This window comes from Actinomyces mediterranea (assembly GCF_900155595.1).
Classification (GTDB): domain Bacteria; phylum Actinomycetota; class Actinomycetes; order Actinomycetales; family Actinomycetaceae; genus Pauljensenia; species Pauljensenia mediterranea.
This window is the reverse complement of the sequence record NZ_FTPB01000004.1, coordinates 849084-867131: the sequence shown is the minus strand read 5'-3', so window position 1 is coordinate 867131 and position 18048 is coordinate 849084. Positions and strand designations below refer to the sequence as shown.

The following is an 18048-nucleotide window of genomic DNA, read 5'->3' as shown; positions in this document are numbered from 1 at the left end:
TAGTGATGCGTGTCCCGAAACCCCCGCTCCGTGTCCCCGCATCATTGACATAGGGTCAAACCAGCAGGTGACAGCATGTCATTGACCGTGGGGGAGGAGCGTCACAGCAGATCCTTCTTCTCCATGTATTTCATGGCGAGCCAGCCGAAGGGAATACGGCCGTAGAAGGTGACGAGCCTGTAGAGGACTGCAGTGGGTAGGCCGATCGACAGGGGGATGCCCGCCACTTGCAGGCCCGCCGTCAACGCCGCCTCGACGGGGCCGATGCCGCCGGGAGAGGGAATGACCGAGCCGAGGGAATTCGACGCGAGATAGGTCAGCGCCACCGACAGGAAGTCCAGGGAACCGCCCAGGGCCGCCAGAGCCGCCCAGAATGCTCCCACGAAGCCGATATTCATCACGATATTGCCGCCGATGATCGCTGCGATGCGGCGCGGCTGCCCGATGATCCACACGAGGCGAGGAAACACCTGGTTCCACGTGGGCGATACCTTCGACCATATCCACTTGCGCAGTTTCGGGATGGACAGGGCGGCGCCGATCGCACTGATGACAACGGCTGCGACCGCGAGGATCGTGCCATAGGGGAGCTGGACGGACAAGGAGTTCCCGGAGACCACCATGACGAGCAGGAGGAAGGAGATCATGATGATCAGCTGGAGCAGCTGCTGGAGCGTCACAGTCGTCGCCGCGACGACGGTATTCACCTTCTTCTTGCGCAGCAGGCGCAGATTCACGACGGCGGGCCCCACTCCTGCGGGCGCGACGATCGTGGCGATCGATGCGGCGACCTGCGCCATCACCGCGTCCCTCATGCGCAGCTTGACCGGGCTGAGCGCCATGAGGGGGATCGCGCCGCCCACCCAGGTCAGGCACGCCAGCGCGAAGGAGATGCCCATCCACATGGGGTTCGCCGCAGTGACCGCGGCGATGATTTCGGAGAAGTTGAGAGAGCCGAGGACGATGACCAGTGCCGAGAAGAGGACAGTCACCATGATGACGGTCCGGGGCTGGAAGCGCTGCAGATTGGTCACCTCGACATCATCTGAGGACTCGGCCCCCATGACGCGCGTTCTCAGGTCCTCCACGAGGTCGGTGCGGCGCACCTGCTGGCGGACGGACAGGGGGAGGGCGACCCCCTGGATGACGGCTGCGCATGCCGTGAGGGTGCGCTCGTCGAGGCATCGGCGCGCCGATGCGAGAGCACGATCAGTTCCGACCGCGATCGCCTGGAGTACGAGCATCTGGGCGATGTCGATCCTCCGGTTAAGCTCCGTCGTTGCGATGTCTCCGCGCTCCCAGTCGACGATCCACACGTGGCCGTCCTCGTCGATGACGACGCTGTTGCAGGTGAGGTCGCGATGGCTGATCCCCCAGGCGTGGGAGGCCCTCAGCTGATTCCACGCCTCGTCGAGCATGTCATCGGTGATGTCGTCGGCGGCGAGCTGCGTGAGGGGAGTGGTGGGCGGCAGGGCCTGTGAGACGCAGATGAAGGAGTCGCCCGCCTGCGCGATCCCCACGACATCGGGAGTGCGCACTCCGGATCGGCGCACGGCCAGCGCCGTCAGTGTCGCCCGCTCTGCCGTCGCTTTGAGGGACAGCGTCACCCAGCGGCTGATGCCCCGCAGACGGATGTTGTTCCACACGTCGACGAGGGTCCCCATGATCTCCCTGCCCGGATCGAGGACCACCACTTCTAAGACGGACCCCGTTGAATCCCACGCCTGATAGTGACGGTTCCCATCCGGGTCGGGGCGTCGGGTCACCGTGTACTCCGTCGCCCCCATATCCGTTGGCGATTGGCGGAGCCGCCCGCGCGAATCGGTGGTGATCTGCCAGGTCGACAACGGTTGGGAGGATGTATCGAGGTCGGTGCGCACGAGGCGCGACGGGGCGATCCCGATGGACTCCAGAGCCGCCACGAGGTCGATCCCAGAGGCCCGTCTGTCCTCGAAGCCGAAGATCCATCGTGCGGCGGAGCCGACGATGCGGCCGATGAAGATCGAGATGAAAGCCCCTGGCAGTGTCATGGACGAGCGCATGACGCCGAGGAACACGATCGCCCACAGGCCCCCCCACGACCATCGCACGGTCTTCATATTCTGCGCTTCGCCGGCGGCGGTGACAAAAGCGCACAGGGTCACGATGACGAGGTTGATGCCGATCGCGGTGGAGGTCGTGTTGCCCTGAACGGCGACGGCCTTTGCGACGCGCAGGGGAGCGGTGATGTCGGGGGGGAGGAGTGAAGCTCCGACAAGGATCGCCCAGCCGACGAGGGCGGCTGCGATGCCGGTGCCGACCGCCTGGATGATGGCGTTGAGCCGTCGTCTCAGTGCGAGGGCGACGACGATTGCGATCGGCGCGACGAGGACGACCATCCCCTCGGCGAGAGTGACGGGCAGGAGGAGCACTTCCCTGATGAAGCGGAAGCGCAGAACGTCTTCGGTGACGCCCTGAGTTGTGGCGTTGGCGAAGACGCCGATGATCCACACGACGATGATGCCAAGGGCGGAGACGACGACATCGAGCACATCCTCGCGGCGGCGCTGCCGGGGCCGCTCCCGGTCCGCGAAGTGGACGCAGGTCGCGCGCCTTCTCGGTTCTGCGACTGCGGCGCCATCGGGTCTTTCATCAGTTGGAAGGGGTCCGAGAGCGGTGTCTTCAGTCGCCGATGTGACATCGTCCTCGCGTTGCTCCATGTTCTTAATCCTAACTGCGCACTATTGACGGGTAGGGTTGAGATGATTGCTCGTCATGTGAATGGAGTATGCGTGAGTGTGCCGACCCTGGCCCCGATGGCCGACACTTCTTGGCTGGAGACCTTCATCGGATGGTTCCACGATCCGGAGTCCCTGCTTCTCGCCATGGGGCCGTGGGTGCTGTGGGGGACCCTCGCAATCGTCCTCGTCGAGTCGGGAGTCCTCTTCCCGGTCCTTCCCGGCGACTCCCTCCTGTTCACGGCGGGCCTCCTCCACGACCGCCTCGGCCTGCACCTGCCGACGCTCATTGTCTTGACATTCATCGCCGCTTTCATCGGCGCCCAGATCGGATACTGGCTGGGTGCGCAGTTCGGCAGGCGCCTCTTCTCCGACACTGCGCGTTTCCTCAAGACGGAGCATCTGGACAAGGCCGAGCACTACTTCGAGAATTATGGCGGTCGCTCGCTCGTCATCGGCCGGTTCATCCCATTCGTCCGCACGTTCATCCCCCTCGCCGCAGGCATCGCCCGCTATCCATACCCGAAGTTCCTCCTCTTCAACTCCCTCGGATCACTGCTGTGGGGGGCGGGCATCACATGGTTGGGTTCGGTCCTCGGGGGCGTGCAATTCGTGCACGACCATCTCTCCCTCATTATCCTCGCCATCGTCGCAGTGTCGTTGGTGCCGATGCTCGTGGAGATCCTTCTCCACAGACGCTCCTCAGCGCACCAGGATTCTTCCGACGAATCCTCCACCATGGTGAAGTGATCCGACATGCTCGGCCTGTGGTGGACCCTCCTTCCAACCATCGGCGCGATGGCGATCGTGGCGATCCTGCCGACCTGCTTATGGGTCCGCGCGTGGGTGAAGTCCTCCGTGGTCGCAGTGGGTGTCGCCCCGGCGATCACATTCGCCATCATCATGGGCCTGTCCGTCCTCTTCGATGCGGCGAATGTCCCCTGGGAAAAGGCGAAGGTCTTCCCCATTCTCGGTCTCCTCTCAGCCCTCGGAGCGATCACCTGGCTATTCGTCGAGGCTCGCAGGTCCGGTGGCGGGAGTCTCCAGCCCGGTGGGATCGTCGCCTCTTTGGGCCCTCGCAGGCCTCTCGGGGAATTGCAGAGCCGCGTGCGCGCATCGACGTGGGGGATGATCGCAGTCGGCACCCTCCTCGCTGCGCTCCCCATGCTCACGAATGCCGATCCGCGCATGCCCGCACAGCAGTGGGACTCGACATTCCACCTCAACGGCGTGTGGTCCATGCTGTCGACGCGGGTCGCTTCCCCCTTCGGGGGATTGTCGGAGCTCTACGGCGGTCGGGAGGTCTTCTACCCGACGACCTGGCACGCCTTCGCGGCGCTCTTCGCCACGCCGACGAGCGTCATCGAAGTGTCGAATGCCTCATCGATCCTCCTCATGGCGGTGTGGGTCATCGGGGCGACCGCCTTCACCTCCGTTCTGACGGATAAGCGCGGTGCGATCCTCGCGGCTCCGGTGCTGGCGGGCACTCTGCTCAACATGCCCGCCGACAATCTCACGATGTACAATCAGTGGCCGCTCGCCATGGGACTCGCCGCAGTGCCCGGGGTGGCGGCGTTCGCGGTGATCGTCGGCCGACGCGTCCTCGACGCGTGGAAGAGGAGCGCCGTCGCAGTCGTGCGCCACACGCCGACGATCCTCGCACTCCTCTTCGCAGCTGCGGGCGCAACGGCGGCACACCCCTCCTCTGCTTTCACCCTCGTGGTGATGCTCATCGCACCGCTTCTGGCCTCCCTTATTCGTTTCGTCGAGTGGGCGTCGTTCAGGCGCCGCCGCGCTGCCGCCCTCATCGCCGCCGCCGGCGCGATCGCCGCCCTCGTCGTGCCGCTGTGGCTACTGACGACCGACAGGATCAGCGCAATGGGGCGGTATCCCCGCGCCGGTGTCTCGTGGTCGATGGCGCTGTCGCGCATGTTCATTCCCGTCCCGCCGTTCCAGTCGACTGGATCGTTGGCCCTGCTCATCGGGGTTCAGGCGATCCTCCTCTTCGTCGGAGTCGTGACGATCCTCGGACTGTGGCGTTCTCTCGCGACGATGATTCGCGCCGACGATCCCACAGGCGGTGAGTCCGATGACACGACTCTGGATGGTGCTGAGTCCGGTGACACGGACCCGGGGGATGCCGAGTCCGCTGAGAAGGCTCCGGACCCCCCTGAGCCAGAGGGGGCGAGTACGGCTGACGCCGATCCCGATGAGACGGGCCCGCTCGTCCCCCCGTCGTTCCCCGAACCGCCCCCGGTGAAAGCCCGACCTCGCGAGCACCTCCTGTGGCCGATCGCCGCCTACCTCATTTTCAGCGCCCTTACCGCCCTCGCCTATGCGCCCATCGGGGATCTGCGCACATTCCTCCTCGCCCCCTGGTATCTCGACGCGCGGCGCATCATGGGCGTACACGGCCTCATGATGGTCCCCATCATGGCGATCGGTTTCGAACAGATCACCGCGGGGGCGCACCGATGGGTCGAAGGACTCGTCCTGCCGCAACCGCGGCCGTACTCGCGGTGGAGGACCGACGCGTTCATCGGGGCGATCCTCATCGTCGTCACGGGATTCGGGGCCTTCGATGCGCGAGTGTGGGCGACGGACTACGTGTACGACGCTCAGCACCTCGGCAAGCCCGGCATGGCGACCACTGCGGAACTCGCCATGATCCGCCGCATGCGCCTGCGGATCCCCCGCGAATCCCTCGTCCTGGGAGACCCGATAGCCGGGGCGGCCTACGTCGAGGTCATTGGACAGCATGAGGCTGTGTTCCCCCAGCTCACCCTCACGAATAACGAGGAGCGCTGGCAGCAGGTCCTCACCCGGCGATTCAATGAGATCCACACGAATCCCGACGTGTGCGACGTCGTCCGCGAACTCGGCATCACCCATTTCTACGAGGACGAGGACGGCTGGTACTACAACTTCCGCCGATCCTCCCGATTCCCGGGTCTGTACAACGTCGACACCTCCACCGGCTTCGAATTGGTCGACACGGGCGGCACGGCGAAGCTGTGGAAGATCACCGCCTGCGACGCCGGCTGACTCACCACACCGACACGGGGCCACCAGACGCGGCGCGGCATGAGTCCCCTGAGTCGAAATCCCATCGCATTGATGTGGACCCCGGCGCCCCGCACGCGCCGCCCTCGTTAGGCTGAGACCATGCAGAATCCGGCGACCCACCTTCCAGGCCCACCCCCGACGGGCGATCGCATGCGCATCGCCTTCCTCGGCCCCTTCGGCACATTCACCGAGCAGGCGGTCCACCAGGTGGCGCCCGCAGGAGCCCAGCTCCTGCCGACGACCTCCGCGCCGCAGGCACTCGCAGCGGTGAGGCGGGGCGAAGCCGACCGAGCAGTCGTCCCGATCGAGAATTCCATCGAGGGCGGCGTCAATGCGACGCTCGACGCCCTCTCCCACGGGGACCCGCTGGTGATCGTCGCGGAGATGGTGGTGAGCGTCGTCTTCCAACTCGCCGTCCGACCCGGTACTCGCGCCGAGGACATCCGAAGGATCGGCACCCACCCGCACGCGTGGGCGCAGTGCCGCAACTGGATCGAATCCACATTCCCCGCAGCGGTCCACGTCCCGGCAACGTCGACCGCTGCGGGCGCCGAACTACTCGCCGGCGGGGACGCAACCTTCGACGCCGCGCTGTGCAATGCGGTGTCCGTCAGGAACTACGGGCTCAACGCCCTCTATGAGGACGTGGCCGACAACCCGGGAGCCGTCACGCGATTCGTCCTCGTCGCCAAACCCGGAGTCCTGCCCCCTCCCACTGGCGCCGACAAGACGACGATTCAAGTGGCCCTGCCCGTCAACGAGTCGGGAGCACTGCTCAAGATGCTCGAGCAGTTCGCCGTGCGCGGCGTGGACCTGTCGCGCATCGAGTCCCGTCCCAGCGGCGACGGCCTAGGCGACTACACCTTCAGCATCGACATCGTCGGACACATCAGCGAGGAGCGGGTACAGGCCGCCCTCGTCGGTTTGCACCGTCATTCGCCCGAGGTCCGCTTCATGGGCTCCTACCCGCGCGTCGACGGAGTGAGGTCGCCGGTGTTGCGCGGAACCCGGGATGAGGACTTCCGCGTGGGGCGCGCGTGGGTGTCGTCGATCCTCCACGGCGGCGACGGCGCATCCTTCGACAGGACTGCGAACGTGAACTGGCCGCTGTTGGGCTGAGGGGTGTCGGCTCTGCCAGCCGCTGCGGGCGCCTAATCGCCGATGTCCGGAGCGGGCGGAACCGACACATCGAGGACACCCTGGTCGATGCGCACATGAACAGTGCGGGCAGTGCCGACAGCGTCACCATCGACCTGTATGACCTGCGCGGACTGTGCCGTAACGGACGCGCCCTCTGCCTGGCGGAAGGAAATGTGCCCCGTCGATGTGGGCAGATTCATGGTCTTGATCCCCAGCTTTTGGCCCAGGATCTTCCACGACAGATCCGCCCACCCGAGTACTCCCGCCTGCGCATTGACGGCGATGACATCGACGAGGCCGTCATCGATGCGGGCCCCTGGAGCCAGAGTGATATAGGGCAAGTCGCCGCAATTGGCGAACATAATGGTCCGGGCGGTGATCCAGGCGACCTCGTCTTCGCGCGGGGAATCCGTCAGCGGATGTCCGCCCAGGGTCGCCGACTGTGCGACCACATGACTGGTCTCGTCCTTGGCTGGAGCATCACCGACTGGGTCCGACACGGGCAGGGGGCCGCGCAGCAGGAGGCGCAGTCGCGTCGCCCCGCCGACGATGACGCCGAGCGCTGCGACGACGTATGCGACCCAGCCGATGCGCTTCTTGAGCTCGGGGTCGGTCGTCGCCATCGTCTCCCCGTCGAAACCCAGGCCGGCGATGACGACGAAAGAATACTCATCCGTTGCGGGGAGATAGTCGGGCAGTTCTTCAATGACGCCGGATGTGCGCAACGACGCGTACGCCGAGCGCAGCAGCATCCCCTCGGGCGGGAGCGTCGAGGTCGACTCCACGTTCGCGATGCGCAGCCAGCCGAGGTCGACGAGCCTGTGTTCGGAGCCCAGGGCGATGCGCAGTGCCCCGTCGGTGTCATCAATCGGCAGGCTCAGATTGCGCGCCAGCAGATTCCCCGTGCCGACGGGCAGGATCCCCATGCGCACCCCGCTGCCCGCGAGCCCCGCGGCGACGGCGCGGACGGTGCCGTCCCCGCCTGCGGCGATGACGGTAGAGGCCCCCTCGTGGACGGCGTGGACGGCTTGGCCGGTGCCGGGATCCTCGATGGTGGTCTCCAACCAGTGGATCCCGGTGATGCCGAGTTCTTGGGCGATCGCGTCGACGTGCCTGCGGAAGGCGCCGACATCCGCGTGCTTCGAGGGGTTGACGATGATCCAGGGGCGGGGGCGCCCTCGGGAGGGGTCGATGACGGATGCGGGTGAGAGCATAGCGGCGCGTCGCACGGCGATCCTCGCGTCGCGCGCGAGGAGCCACCGCGATAAGAAACGAGTCCCGATTGCGAGTGCGCACACGACTGCCATCCAGGTCAGCGCCGTCACCATCATGGCCACCAGGGTAGTGGTCCCGGGCCTCCCGGTCGCGCCAACACCGCCGTAGCGGCGTCCCCAATGGATCCGCATGACGAGAAGGGGGAGTCCTCCCCATTGCCATATTCGTTGTGAGAGGGGATCGTTGAGGCGAAGATGGGATCGTCATGTCATGCGATTGTTTGAGACGGACCCTGACAGACGACCAACAGTACGCGAGGTGACCAGTGGCGATAAAAGGCGCCGATACCAGTCAATTGCGCGATCTCGCCAAGCAGTTCCAGTCGCGCGCCGATTTCCTGCAATCGGACGTCGTCCAAACGCTCGGACGACAGATCCTGTCCAGCCCCTGGCAGGGGACGAATGCGGATGAGTTCCGCAATCTATGGCAGCGCCAGTATGCACCGTCGATTCGTGAGGTTGCCGCACGCCTCGTTGAAGGGGCTGAACTCCTCGAACGCAATGCGCGTGCACAGGACGACACATCAGCGGCAGATTCGACGTCAGATGGAGGGGCTCTTCCGCCGGGCGTCCTCGCGATGGCAGGTGTCGGCGCCGTGCCGACTGCGGTGCTGCCCGCTGCCGGACAAGACGGGGAACCGTGGTGGTCGCGAAAAGATCGACGCAGTGCTCGCGATGGTCGCCGCGGTGACGACAGTGAGCCGGTGGGCGGAAGTAATCCGAATGACACCACTGGCGGACTCGGGACGGGGGTTCCGGGAGAGAAAGCCCCGATCCCCACAGTCAAGCCGTGGACGTATCCGGGCGACGCTGAGGCGGAAGGGTCGGGACAGCACGGGCAGCGGGGTCCCGGTCTTGGCGACTACGTGACCCACGAGGCAGCTACTTCCGCTGCGGAAATCATGAAAGGAAAGTGGCCGGACGCATCGAAGAACCTCCTCCACTTCTTGGATAACTCGGGAGAGCCCCAGGATATCAATGTCGACCAGATGCTGACCGACTTGCCAGGCCTGAATAATGCAGTGACGCAGAACGTGACGGCGAAAGCCGAGGAAGCCGTTGCCGCGGCGCAACAGTCTGGGGCAACTGGTCCCATGACCTACCCGTTCACAACGGGATGGCAGGGGTACTATGCTGACCCCTCAGAGAGTCAGAATTGGTTCTACGCAACTGGCGGTTTTCAACACAACACGGCGGGCACTGTCACCGTCTATCCCCCCAGTGCCGACAATCCCGAGTGGACATACAGTTACGACTACCAGGTCAATGTTGCGGATCGATACAATTGGGACGGAACCAAGTCGACGCAGATCGGTCCGTTCACAGTGACTGATGCGAGTCTGCAGGAGCTTCACCGCGCAGGGATCGCACAGGAGTATGACCTTGTCGGAGACTCGGAGGTGATGAGCGGACCATGATGAACCGTCTGATGCGCTCCGCGGGCGTCGTACTCATCGCCTGCTCCTTGAGCGCGTGCGCTCCCCCATCGCCGTCGTCTGATTCAAAGGATCCTGCAATGTCATCTGTGCAAGAAGACGCCCCCTATCCCGCTGATCTGGAACACCTCGATGAGATTCTCGCCCTGTCCGATCTCGGGGCGATCCCTGAGGGTGCGACCGATATCGCCGTCACCCCGGCTGTGAAGTTCGCCGAGAGCTACCCGACCGGCTGGGGCTACGTCGTGTCCTACCGCGCCGACGACGAGGCGATCCGTCGCTACGTCGACGACTACACGAGTCATAACTCCGCCATCATCGACAAATACCCGGCTTCACTCGACGAGCACAACCGAGAGGATCTCGGCCTGACGTCAATCGAGAATCCGTGGGTGACAACGGTGGGCAATACGACGCTCGTGTTCGAGCGGCCCCTAGGAAGGGGATGGCTGCAGGTTCTCGGCTCCGCCCGTTAGACGGCGCCGCTGCACGTGTCTGATTCGGGGGCTGTCCGCATCAACACGACTCCAATGTGTCCCCGGCTGGACGTTGAAGTCGACGGGCAGGGGTCGTCCACGGTGCTACTGGCTCGTCGCTCGACCCTCAACAAGATGTCCTTAATTCGAGTAAAACGTTCAATTCGAGCGATTTGTTCTCGAGAGTATTGAGGAACCGGGATATCAGTTCACGAGACCACTCACCCGCCTGACGAGGAAGTTGCTGAGCGTTTCGGGGAAATGGTTGAGGCTCTCGGGAGTTCTGACAAGTCGCGTCTGCTGGTCGGTGATGAACGGATTGAATTGACGAAGGAGATGGCTGATGTTCTCTCCGCGGTCGCCCGGGCCACGAAACAGGGGCTGGCGGTGAGCGTCGTTCCTCAGAACACTCGAAACGTCGGCACAGGAGACGGCCGATTTCCTTGGAATCTCGGGGTTGACTCTTGTGAGGATGCTTGAGGCCGGTGAGATTCCCTTCGAGAAGGCGCGTCGGCATCGTCGTCTGTTCCTCGTAGACGTCATCGAGTATCGGAAGCGCCAGCGGGCTCTTCGGGGTTCCCCGCAATCACCGGCGTCATCGTCTGGCCTAGGATGGGACCATGATTGATGTGCGTGCACTGCGTGAGAACCCTGAGCCCGCCCGCGCCTCCCAACGGGCCCGCGGCGGCGACGTCGACCTCGTCGACCGGATCATCGAGGCCGACGCACAACGGCGCTCCGCTCTTCAAGAATTCGAGGCGCTGCGAGCCAAGCAGAAAGAGGTCTCAAAATCCGTCGGGAAGTCCTCCCCGGAGGATCGCCCCGCGGTGCTCGCGAAGGCGAAAGAGCTCTCCGAACAGGTGAAGGCCGCAGAAACCACCGCGAACGAGGCCGATGCCGAGGCTGATCGCCTGGCGCGTCTACTGCCGAACCTCATCATCGAGGGCGTGCCCACAGGCGGCGAGGACGACTACACCGTCCTGCGCCATGAGGGCCCCGAGCCCCGCGATTTCGCGGCCGAGGGCTTCGAGCCCGCCGACCACCTCGCCATCGCCGAAGGACTGCGCGCAATCGACATGAAGCGGGGGGCGAAAGTCTCCGGCGCCCGCTTCTACTACCTCACGGGCATCGGAGCGCGCCTCGAACTCGCCCTCATGATGATGGCCCTCGACCAGGCGCTCGCCGCGGGATTCACTCCGATGATGACGCCGACGCTGGTCACCCCGGCCGTCATGGGCGGCACAGGCTTCCTCAACGAGCACTCCGACGAGATCTACTACCTGCCCACCGACGACCTCTACCTGACGGGCACCTCCGAGGTCGCCCTCGCCGGCTTCCACGCCGACGAGATCCTCGACCTGTCCGATGGCCCCAAGCGCTACCTCGGCTGGTCGACCTGCTACCGCCGCGAGGCCGGATCCGCGGGCAAGGATACGCGCGGCATCATCCGCGTCCACCAGTTCAACAAGGCGGAGATGTTCTCCTACTGCCGTCCCGAGGACGCCGCCGACGAGCACGAGCGCTTCCTCGCCTGGGAGGAGGAGATGCTCCGCAAAGTCGAATTGCCCTATCGGATCATCGACACGGCCGCCGGGGACCTCGGCACCTCGGCCGCCCGCAAGTTCGACTGCGAGGCGTGGCTGCCCACCCAGAGCCGCTACATGGAGGTCACCTCCACGTCGAATTGCACGACCTTCCAGGCCCGCCGCCTCGGCATCCGCGAGCGCCGCGAGGACGGGATGCACCCGGTCGCGACCCTCAACGGGACGCTGGCGACGACCCGTTGGCTCGTCGCCCTCTTCGAGAACCACCAGCTGTCCGACGGCTCGGTGCGCGTCCCCGAGGCGCTGCACCCCTACCTCGGCGGACTGACGGTCCTCGAACCCGTCAAGTGACGCTCGTGGAGCCGATCGCCAACCTCGTGTCGCCGCCCCTGTCCGGAGAGGTGCCGATCCCCTTTGAGACACTGGTCGCGAGAGCGCGCACGGCACTGCCCCACGACCTTCCCACCGACCCGGAGAAGATCATCGTCGGACTGGACCTCGATGGGACGCTGCTCTTGCCGACGGGCGCTTCCTGGCGCGTGCAGCAGGCCATAGCGGACGCCGCTAATGCGGGACTCCACGCGGTCATCGCGACGGGGCGCTCCCTGGAGGCGACCTCGCCGGTCCTCGACCAGCTTGGGGATCCGAATGTGTGGGCGGTCTGCTCCAATGGTGCGATCCGCGTCCATTTCTCCGCGACCCACGAGGGCAGGGCCGACTTCTCGCACATCCAGACCTTCGACGCCTCCCCGCTCATCGACCTGGTGGTGGATCGGATGCCCGACGCCCTCATCGGCGTGGAGGTCGCGAATATGTTCCTTCTGTCGGGAAGGTTCCCTTCGGGCGAGTTCATCGAGGAGTTCAGGGTGTGCGGCGTCGACGAATTGCGCGATGCCCTGGCGATCAAAGTGGTGATCCGCTCCCCGCAGATGGACCGCGATGTCTTCGAGGCCAGGCTCGGACGCATCGGGGTCTTCGACTCGTGGGAGTGCTCCGTGGGGTGGACCAGCTGGGCGGATGTTCTTCCCCTCGGCGTGACGAAGGCGAGCGGCCTGCAGGCCCTCGCAGATGATCTGGGGGTCCCCCCATCCGGCACCGTCGCCGTCGGCGATGGGACGAATGACGTTCCCATGCTGCGGTGGGCGAATATGGGTGTCGCGATGGGGGGAGCGAGCTTGGCCATTAAAGCGGAGGCGGATCATGTGACGGGAGCCGTGGAGAATGACGGTGCGGCCGCCGTGATCCGCGCGATCCTCGAACACTGCGGCGTGGAGTGATCCCCTCACAACCACTACGATTGCCCCCATGGGTAAAGCAAGTCGCCGCAAAAAGGTCTCCAATCCTGCAGCCGTCGCGGCCTACCGTCCACCGATCCCCTTCGTCGCCCGCCCCTTCGAGGGGCTCTCGCGCGAGGTCGAACTCGTCGCCATGCGCGAAATCCTCCCGTGCGCGACGATGACGGCGCGCACCGACAAGGATCATGGTGCAGTCGAATTCGACATCGTCACCCTGCTCCCGGATGGGCATCCCGCCATGGTTCGCGGCGATGGGAGGATCCTCGTCGCAGCCCAGACGCGATTCTCATCGGCGGACCTGTCCCATGACATGGGTGCGGCGATCCTCGCTGCGATCGCCGCGAAGGATGCGGGTGATGAGGGGATCATCGACGTTGACGTGCGCGAGCCCTCCGAACGTCTCCAAGACATCGTCGACACCGATGGGTTCGGCGCCCTTGAACTCGCCGACAACTTCGTGTTCTGGCTCGATCCGAATGAGGAGATCGACGACGAGACCCGCCACGCGTTGGAGCACAATCGCGAGGAGATCATCCCGATGGTCGCCGTCCCCGGCGCTCCGGGCATGTACTGGTGTCAGATGAATCGCAACTTCGTCCGCTACCTCACGGATGTTGACGAATCCGCTCTGTTCAATGGCCTCGCGCGCCTGCAGACGGCGGGCAAGGCGACGATGGGAGAAGGTTCCCGCTTCGTCGGAGCCTTCCGCGCGTGCGGTATCGCGATCCCCGTCATTGAGCTCGCCGAGGGCGCCACTGCTGACGATATCGCTGCCGATGCGGTCCTGTTCGCGAAGAACCTCGATCAGGCGATTGCATCCGTCGAGCCGCTGACCGCAGACGAGCGCCGCGCCCGCCAGGGCATGATCTCCCGCCAAGTGACGATCCGCTGACCGCCTGACGAGTGCCGACTGATCTGTGTGTCGAGAGCGTCTACTTCATGTGGACGCCCCCGGCGCTGTTCCACATGACGACGCGGCGCGCCACGCGAGGGCAGCGGCCCGCCTAGAATGGTGATGTGAGCATCCCCGGACGAGTCGGCGCAGATAAAGCGGCTCCTCAGCGAGTCGCTGCCATCATCCCCGCCCACAATGTCGGCCACGATGTCGCACAGACCATTCGGGCGTGCCGCGCCATCCCGGGGGTGGACCTGCTGATCGTCGTCGATGACGGTTCTGATGACGACACGGGGCGCTCTGCCCGTGCCGCGGGCGCCGTCGTCGTCCGCCACTCCGTCTACAGAGGGCGAGCCTCCGCCGTTGAAACGGGAGTGAAGGTCGCCGCGATGCGGGACCGCGCTGATTGGCCGCCCAGACTCCTGCTCATCCTCTCCGGCGATCTCGGAGAATCCGCCGTGGAGGCGACCGCCCTCGTCGAAGCGGTCATGACGGGAGAGGCGGACTGCGCGTGCTCCGTCCCGGCGAGCCCGGATCCGCAACACATCCGCTCACGCGCCCAGAGCCTCGCCAGGAAGGCAATCCGCCGCTCGACCGGCTGGGAATCCCAATGCCCCCTGTCGCAACACAGATGCCTCACCCGTGAAGCGGTGACGGCGGCGATGCCGTTCATGAACGGCTATGGCCTAGAAGTCGCCATGAGCATCGACATTCTCGTCGCGGGCCTGTCCATTGTTGAGATCCCCTGCAATTTCGACCATACGGGTGCGGATCGCGGCGTCGGCGAACTCAACCCGTGGACTCGCTACGCCGACGCTTCGATCGCGTCTTTGAGGAAGATGCTGCGCCGTCACCGCCTCCCCCTGTCGCAACGCATTGCGGGCGCGCGAGCGCATCGCGGCATTGGCGCCCCCTACCCCAGGGCGGCTCGTGAACGTCGGGCACCGGAGGAGACGACGGGAGATGCGCCCGTGCAGTCCGTCAGCCGCTGCTCCTAGTGCGGTACCGGGCGGTGGAGTCGCCGACCTCAGTGCGCGGAGCGCAGACGCAGGGAGTTCGTGACGACGAAGACGGAGGAGAAGGCCATCGCCGCTGACGCGAGCATCGGGTTCAGAAGCCCCGCCATCGCCAGGGGGATCATCGCAACGTTGTAGGCGAACGCCCAGAACAGGTTCTGCTTGATGATCCGCAGAATTTTCCGCGACACACGGATCGCGGTCGCCGCGCTGGTCAGCTCCGAATTCACGAGAGTGATGTCCGCAGCCTCTATCGCCACATCTGTGCCGGTGCCCATTGCGATTCCCAGGCCGTTCATCCCCGCCTGGGCGAGGGCCGCCGCATCATTGACCCCATCGCCCACCATCGCCACAGTACGGCCCTGCGCCTGCAGGTCCGCGATGACGGTGCGCTTCTCGTCGGGCATGACGTCGGCGATGATTCGGGTGATCCCTACGCGATCGGCCGCGAAGCGCGCCGCAGACTCATTGTCGCCCGTCAATAGGATCGGCTCGATATCGAGGTCGCGCAGCTGCGCGACCGCCTCCGGGGAGGAGTCCTTCACCTGGTCACGCACGATGAGGACGCCGATGATGCGGGCGCCTTCGAGTGCGTCGGGCAGAATGCGCTCGGATGATGGTCGCTCGGATGATCCGGCATCTAAGTCGCCCGCAGCGCCCGCCCCATCGGCGTCAGTCCTGGCGACCACGCGCCCGCGGTACCCGGCCGCATCCACCACCGCTTCCAGTTCCTCATTCGTCAACGGCTTCGTCAGGGTGATCGCCGCGGATTCGGTGGCGAGGTTCACCGTCGCGCTCACGCCGTCGAGCTTTGAAAGCTTGCGCTCGACGCGGCGTACGCAAGATGCGCAGGTCATTCCTTGAACGTCCATGGTGAGTGTCGCCAAGGGGAGGGAAGTGGCATCGAGGGGGATCATCGAGGCGGGAGCTGATCCGTCAGCCGCACCGCTCGAGTAGTCGACATCCTCCGACCAGAAGTCGACGACGGCCGCAATGACCGGAGAGGCACCAGTGTCCCGGGCCTGAGCCAGGGCCCGCCTCATGTCGTCGGGAATGGGGACGCGATGGGATTCGAGCCAGGAGGCGCGTCCGACAAGGGCGAGTTGGGCACCACCCGCGGGTTTGCCGACGAGGGCGGACGCCCCGAGCCCCATATGGTTGGTGAACGCTGTCGTCGCGTCAGCCGTCACGCCGCGGCGTTCAGCGCCCGCGATGATCGCCCGGGCGACGGGATGCTCCGACCACGTCTCCACGCCGGCAGCGATCCCGAGGACGATATCCTCGGACAGGTCGTCACAGGCGATGACGGATTCCAATTCCATGCGACCCGTCGTCACCGTGCCCGTCTTATCAAGGACCATGGTGTCGATCGTCCGTATTTGTTCGAGGATCTGAGAGGATTTGATGACGATGCCGAGGCGGGACGCCCGGCCGGATCCGACCAGCAGGGCCGTCGGGGTTGCGAGCCCCAGCGCGCAGGGGCAGGCAACGACGAGGACGGCGACGCCCGCGGTGAAGGCCGCCTGGGGAGACGCCCCGGAGACCATCCATCCGATCAGGGTCGCGACTGCGATGGCGATGACGATGGGGACGAAGACGGAGGAGATCGCGTCTGCGAGGCGTTGGACGGGCGCCTTGCCCGCCTGAGCCTCGGTCACCATGCGGCCGATCTGGGCGAGTGTCGTATTCTCGCCCACCCTGGTCGCGCGCACGGTGAGTGTGCCCCACGTGTTGATGGTCGCGCCCGTCACCAGATCCCCCACACCCACGTCAACGGGCAGGGACTCCCCGGTCACGAGGGAGGCGTCGAGGGCGGAGGCGCCGTCGACGACCTCGCCGTCGGTCGCGACCTTGTCCCCGGGCCGCACGAGGAACAGGTCCCCTGCGACGAGGTCCGATGCGGGTACGACCTCGATGCGCCGATCCCGGGTGACGGGGTCGATGGTCACTCGGTTCGCGTTCTTGGCACCCAACTCGAGCAGCGACCGTAGCGCGTCGCCCGCACGGTATCGTGCTCGCGCCTCCATCCACCGGCCCAGCAGGAGGAACGCGGTGATGGTGCAGGCGCCCTCGAAATAGATCTCCGCGTGGTGGGAGGCTGCTCTGGGCAGCACAGTCATCGACATGCGCATTCCGAGTTCGCCCGCTCCGCCGAAGAGGAGGGCCCACCAACTCCATAGGGTCGATGCCGTGACCCCGAGCGAAACGAGGGTATCCATCGTCGTCGACCCGTGCCTGCCCGCGGCAAAAGCCGCACGGTGGAAGGGCCACGCTCCCCACGTGACGACCGGGACGGACATGAGTGCGACAACCCATTGCCATCCGGTGAACTGCCATGCGGGGACCATTGACAGTGCGAGAACGAGGAGTGTCGGCGGCGCGCATACGAGGAGGCGGCGCCGAAGAGTGTCCGCATGGGAGCGGGCGCCCTCGCCGATATGTGTGGATCGGTCAGTGGTGGGGGAGGTGGGAGTCATGACTGTGATTCGACGTGTGCGGGTGTGAGTGCGGCGCCCGAGCCCCTGGTGCGCGGGTGCCGACCGTTCGGTGGGGTCAGAAGTCGCGGGTGATGCCGACGAGTTCGAATCCGGCTTCGGCGACTGCGTCGCGCAGCGCATCGTCATCGAGTTCGGAGTCCGTGACGACGGTGACCTTCGAGGTGCCGCCGGAATTGAGGATGACCTCGACGTTCTTCACTCCGGCGATCTCTTCGAGTTCTTCGGTGACGGACATGACGCAGTGCCCGCAGGTCATGCCATCGACTGAGAGTTCTACGGTGCGGTCGATTTCGATGGTCATGGGATTCTCCTTCGCGGTTGGGTGATTCGAGTGTCGAGGATGGGAGTGGGCGGGGTCCTATTTGACGAGGCGCGCGATTGCCTTCGCGGCCTCTTCGATTTTCTCGTGCGCCGCCTCATCGGATTGTCGGGCCGCGTCGACGACGCAGTGGGCGAGGTGGTCGTGGAGCAGGCCGATGGCGACTGCATCGAGGGCGGATTGGACGGCGGTCACCTGCGTGAGGATGTCAATGCAGTATTCGTCCTGGGTGACCATGCGCTGCAGGCCGCGGACCTGGCCTTCGATGCGGCGCAGTCGCGCGAGGTACTGGTCGGTCGATGATGAGTAGCCGTGCGCCATTTCCGCTCCTCACTGCGGGATTCCATCTCAAAATACCCCTAGGGGGTATTT

General features: G+C 65.3%; 15 protein-coding genes. 10 read left to right on the top strand and 5 right to left on the bottom strand.

Annotated features, from left to right (window positions below; translation table 11 throughout):
- Nucleotides 1-101: 101 nt before the first annotated feature.
- A complete protein-coding gene (locus BQ7471_RS07875) occupies nucleotides 102-2699 on the bottom strand; it encodes a lysylphosphatidylglycerol synthase transmembrane domain-containing protein (RefSeq protein WP_076465407.1) in 2598 nt (865 codons plus the stop codon).
- Between the two features lie 96 nt (nucleotides 2700-2795).
- Between BQ7471_RS07875 and BQ7471_RS07870 the strand changes: the two genes are divergently transcribed.
- The 3 genes from BQ7471_RS07870 to pheA all read left to right on the top strand — a co-directional run bounded on the left by BQ7471_RS07870 (nucleotide 2796) and on the right by pheA (nucleotide 6902).
- The gene (locus BQ7471_RS07870; RefSeq protein ID WP_076465405.1) at nucleotides 2796-3467 is read left to right on the top strand and encodes a DedA family protein; all 672 of its coding nucleotides are present in this window, start codon (nucleotides 2796-2798) and stop codon (nucleotides 3465-3467) included.
- Between the two features lie 6 nt (nucleotides 3468-3473).
- On the top strand, nucleotides 3474-5762 hold the full coding sequence (locus BQ7471_RS07865; RefSeq protein WP_076465403.1) for a DUF6541 family protein: 2289 nt from the start codon (nucleotides 3474-3476) through the stop codon (nucleotides 5760-5762).
- A 120-nt stretch (nucleotides 5763-5882) separates the two neighbouring features.
- On the top strand, nucleotides 5883-6902 hold the full coding sequence (pheA, locus tag BQ7471_RS07860) for a prephenate dehydratase (RefSeq protein ID WP_076465402.1): 1020 nt from the start codon (nucleotides 5883-5885) through the stop codon (nucleotides 6900-6902).
- A gap of 32 nt (nucleotides 6903-6934) precedes the next feature.
- Here the strand turns inward: pheA and BQ7471_RS07855 are convergent, their stop codons facing one another.
- On the bottom strand, nucleotides 6935-8254 hold the full coding sequence (locus BQ7471_RS07855) for a diacylglycerol/lipid kinase family protein (protein ID WP_235821271.1): 1320 nt from the start codon (nucleotides 8252-8254) through the stop codon (nucleotides 6935-6937).
- A gap of 209 nt (nucleotides 8255-8463) precedes the next feature.
- Here BQ7471_RS07855 and BQ7471_RS07850 point away from each other — a divergent pair, with 209 nt between their 5' ends.
- From BQ7471_RS07850 to BQ7471_RS07820, 7 genes are all read left to right on the top strand, one after another.
- Nucleotides 8464-9615 carry a WXG100 family type VII secretion target gene (locus BQ7471_RS07850; RefSeq protein ID WP_076465400.1) on the top strand — a complete coding sequence of 384 codons (1152 nt, stop codon included), beginning with the start codon at nucleotides 8464-8466 and terminating at the stop codon, nucleotides 9613-9615.
- The gene (locus tag BQ7471_RS07845) at nucleotides 9612-10109 is read left to right on the top strand and encodes a hypothetical protein (RefSeq protein ID WP_083663317.1); all 498 of its coding nucleotides are present in this window, start codon (nucleotides 9612-9614) and stop codon (nucleotides 10107-10109) included. Before BQ7471_RS07850 ends, BQ7471_RS07845 begins: the two co-directional genes overlap by 4 nt.
- 472 nt (nucleotides 10110-10581) lie before the next feature.
- Entirely contained in the window at nucleotides 10582-10737 is a 156-nt protein-coding gene (locus tag BQ7471_RS11910) for a hypothetical protein (RefSeq protein WP_407922684.1), read from the top strand.
- Nucleotides 10730-12004 (top strand): serine--tRNA ligase, encoded by a 1275-nt coding sequence (gene serS / locus BQ7471_RS07835; protein WP_076465399.1) that lies wholly within the window; start codon nucleotides 10730-10732, stop codon nucleotides 12002-12004. The genes BQ7471_RS11910 and serS overlap by 8 nt, the downstream gene beginning before the upstream one ends.
- The gene (locus BQ7471_RS07830; protein ID WP_083663315.1) at nucleotides 12001-12930 is read left to right on the top strand and encodes an HAD hydrolase family protein; all 930 of its coding nucleotides are present in this window, start codon (nucleotides 12001-12003) and stop codon (nucleotides 12928-12930) included. Before serS ends, BQ7471_RS07830 begins: the two co-directional genes overlap by 4 nt.
- Nucleotides 12931-12958: 28 nt before the next feature.
- Nucleotides 12959-13840, top strand: a complete 882-nt coding sequence (locus tag BQ7471_RS07825) for a DUF5926 family protein (protein WP_076465397.1) — start codon at nucleotides 12959-12961, stop codon at nucleotides 13838-13840.
- Nucleotides 13841-13965: 125 nt separating this feature from the next.
- Entirely contained in the window at nucleotides 13966-14841 is an 876-nt protein-coding gene (locus BQ7471_RS07820) for a glycosyltransferase family 2 protein (RefSeq protein ID WP_076465396.1), read from the top strand.
- Between the two features lie 29 nt (nucleotides 14842-14870).
- Here BQ7471_RS07820 and BQ7471_RS07815 read toward each other — a convergent pair whose 3' ends face one another.
- The 3 genes from BQ7471_RS07815 to BQ7471_RS07805 form a co-directional block, all read right to left on the bottom strand.
- A complete protein-coding gene (locus BQ7471_RS07815) occupies nucleotides 14871-17336 on the bottom strand; it encodes an HAD-IC family P-type ATPase (protein ID WP_076465394.1) in 2466 nt (821 codons plus the stop codon).
- Nucleotides 17337-17412: 76 nt separating this feature from the next.
- Entirely contained in the window at nucleotides 17413-17658 is a 246-nt protein-coding gene (locus BQ7471_RS07810) for a heavy-metal-associated domain-containing protein (RefSeq protein ID WP_076465393.1), read from the bottom strand.
- A gap of 57 nt (nucleotides 17659-17715) precedes the next feature.
- Nucleotides 17716-17997: a metal-sensitive transcriptional regulator gene (locus tag BQ7471_RS07805; protein ID WP_076465391.1), complete on the bottom strand. Its 282-nt coding sequence runs from the start codon at nucleotides 17995-17997 to the stop codon at nucleotides 17716-17718.
- Nucleotides 17998-18048: the final 51 nt, after the last annotated feature.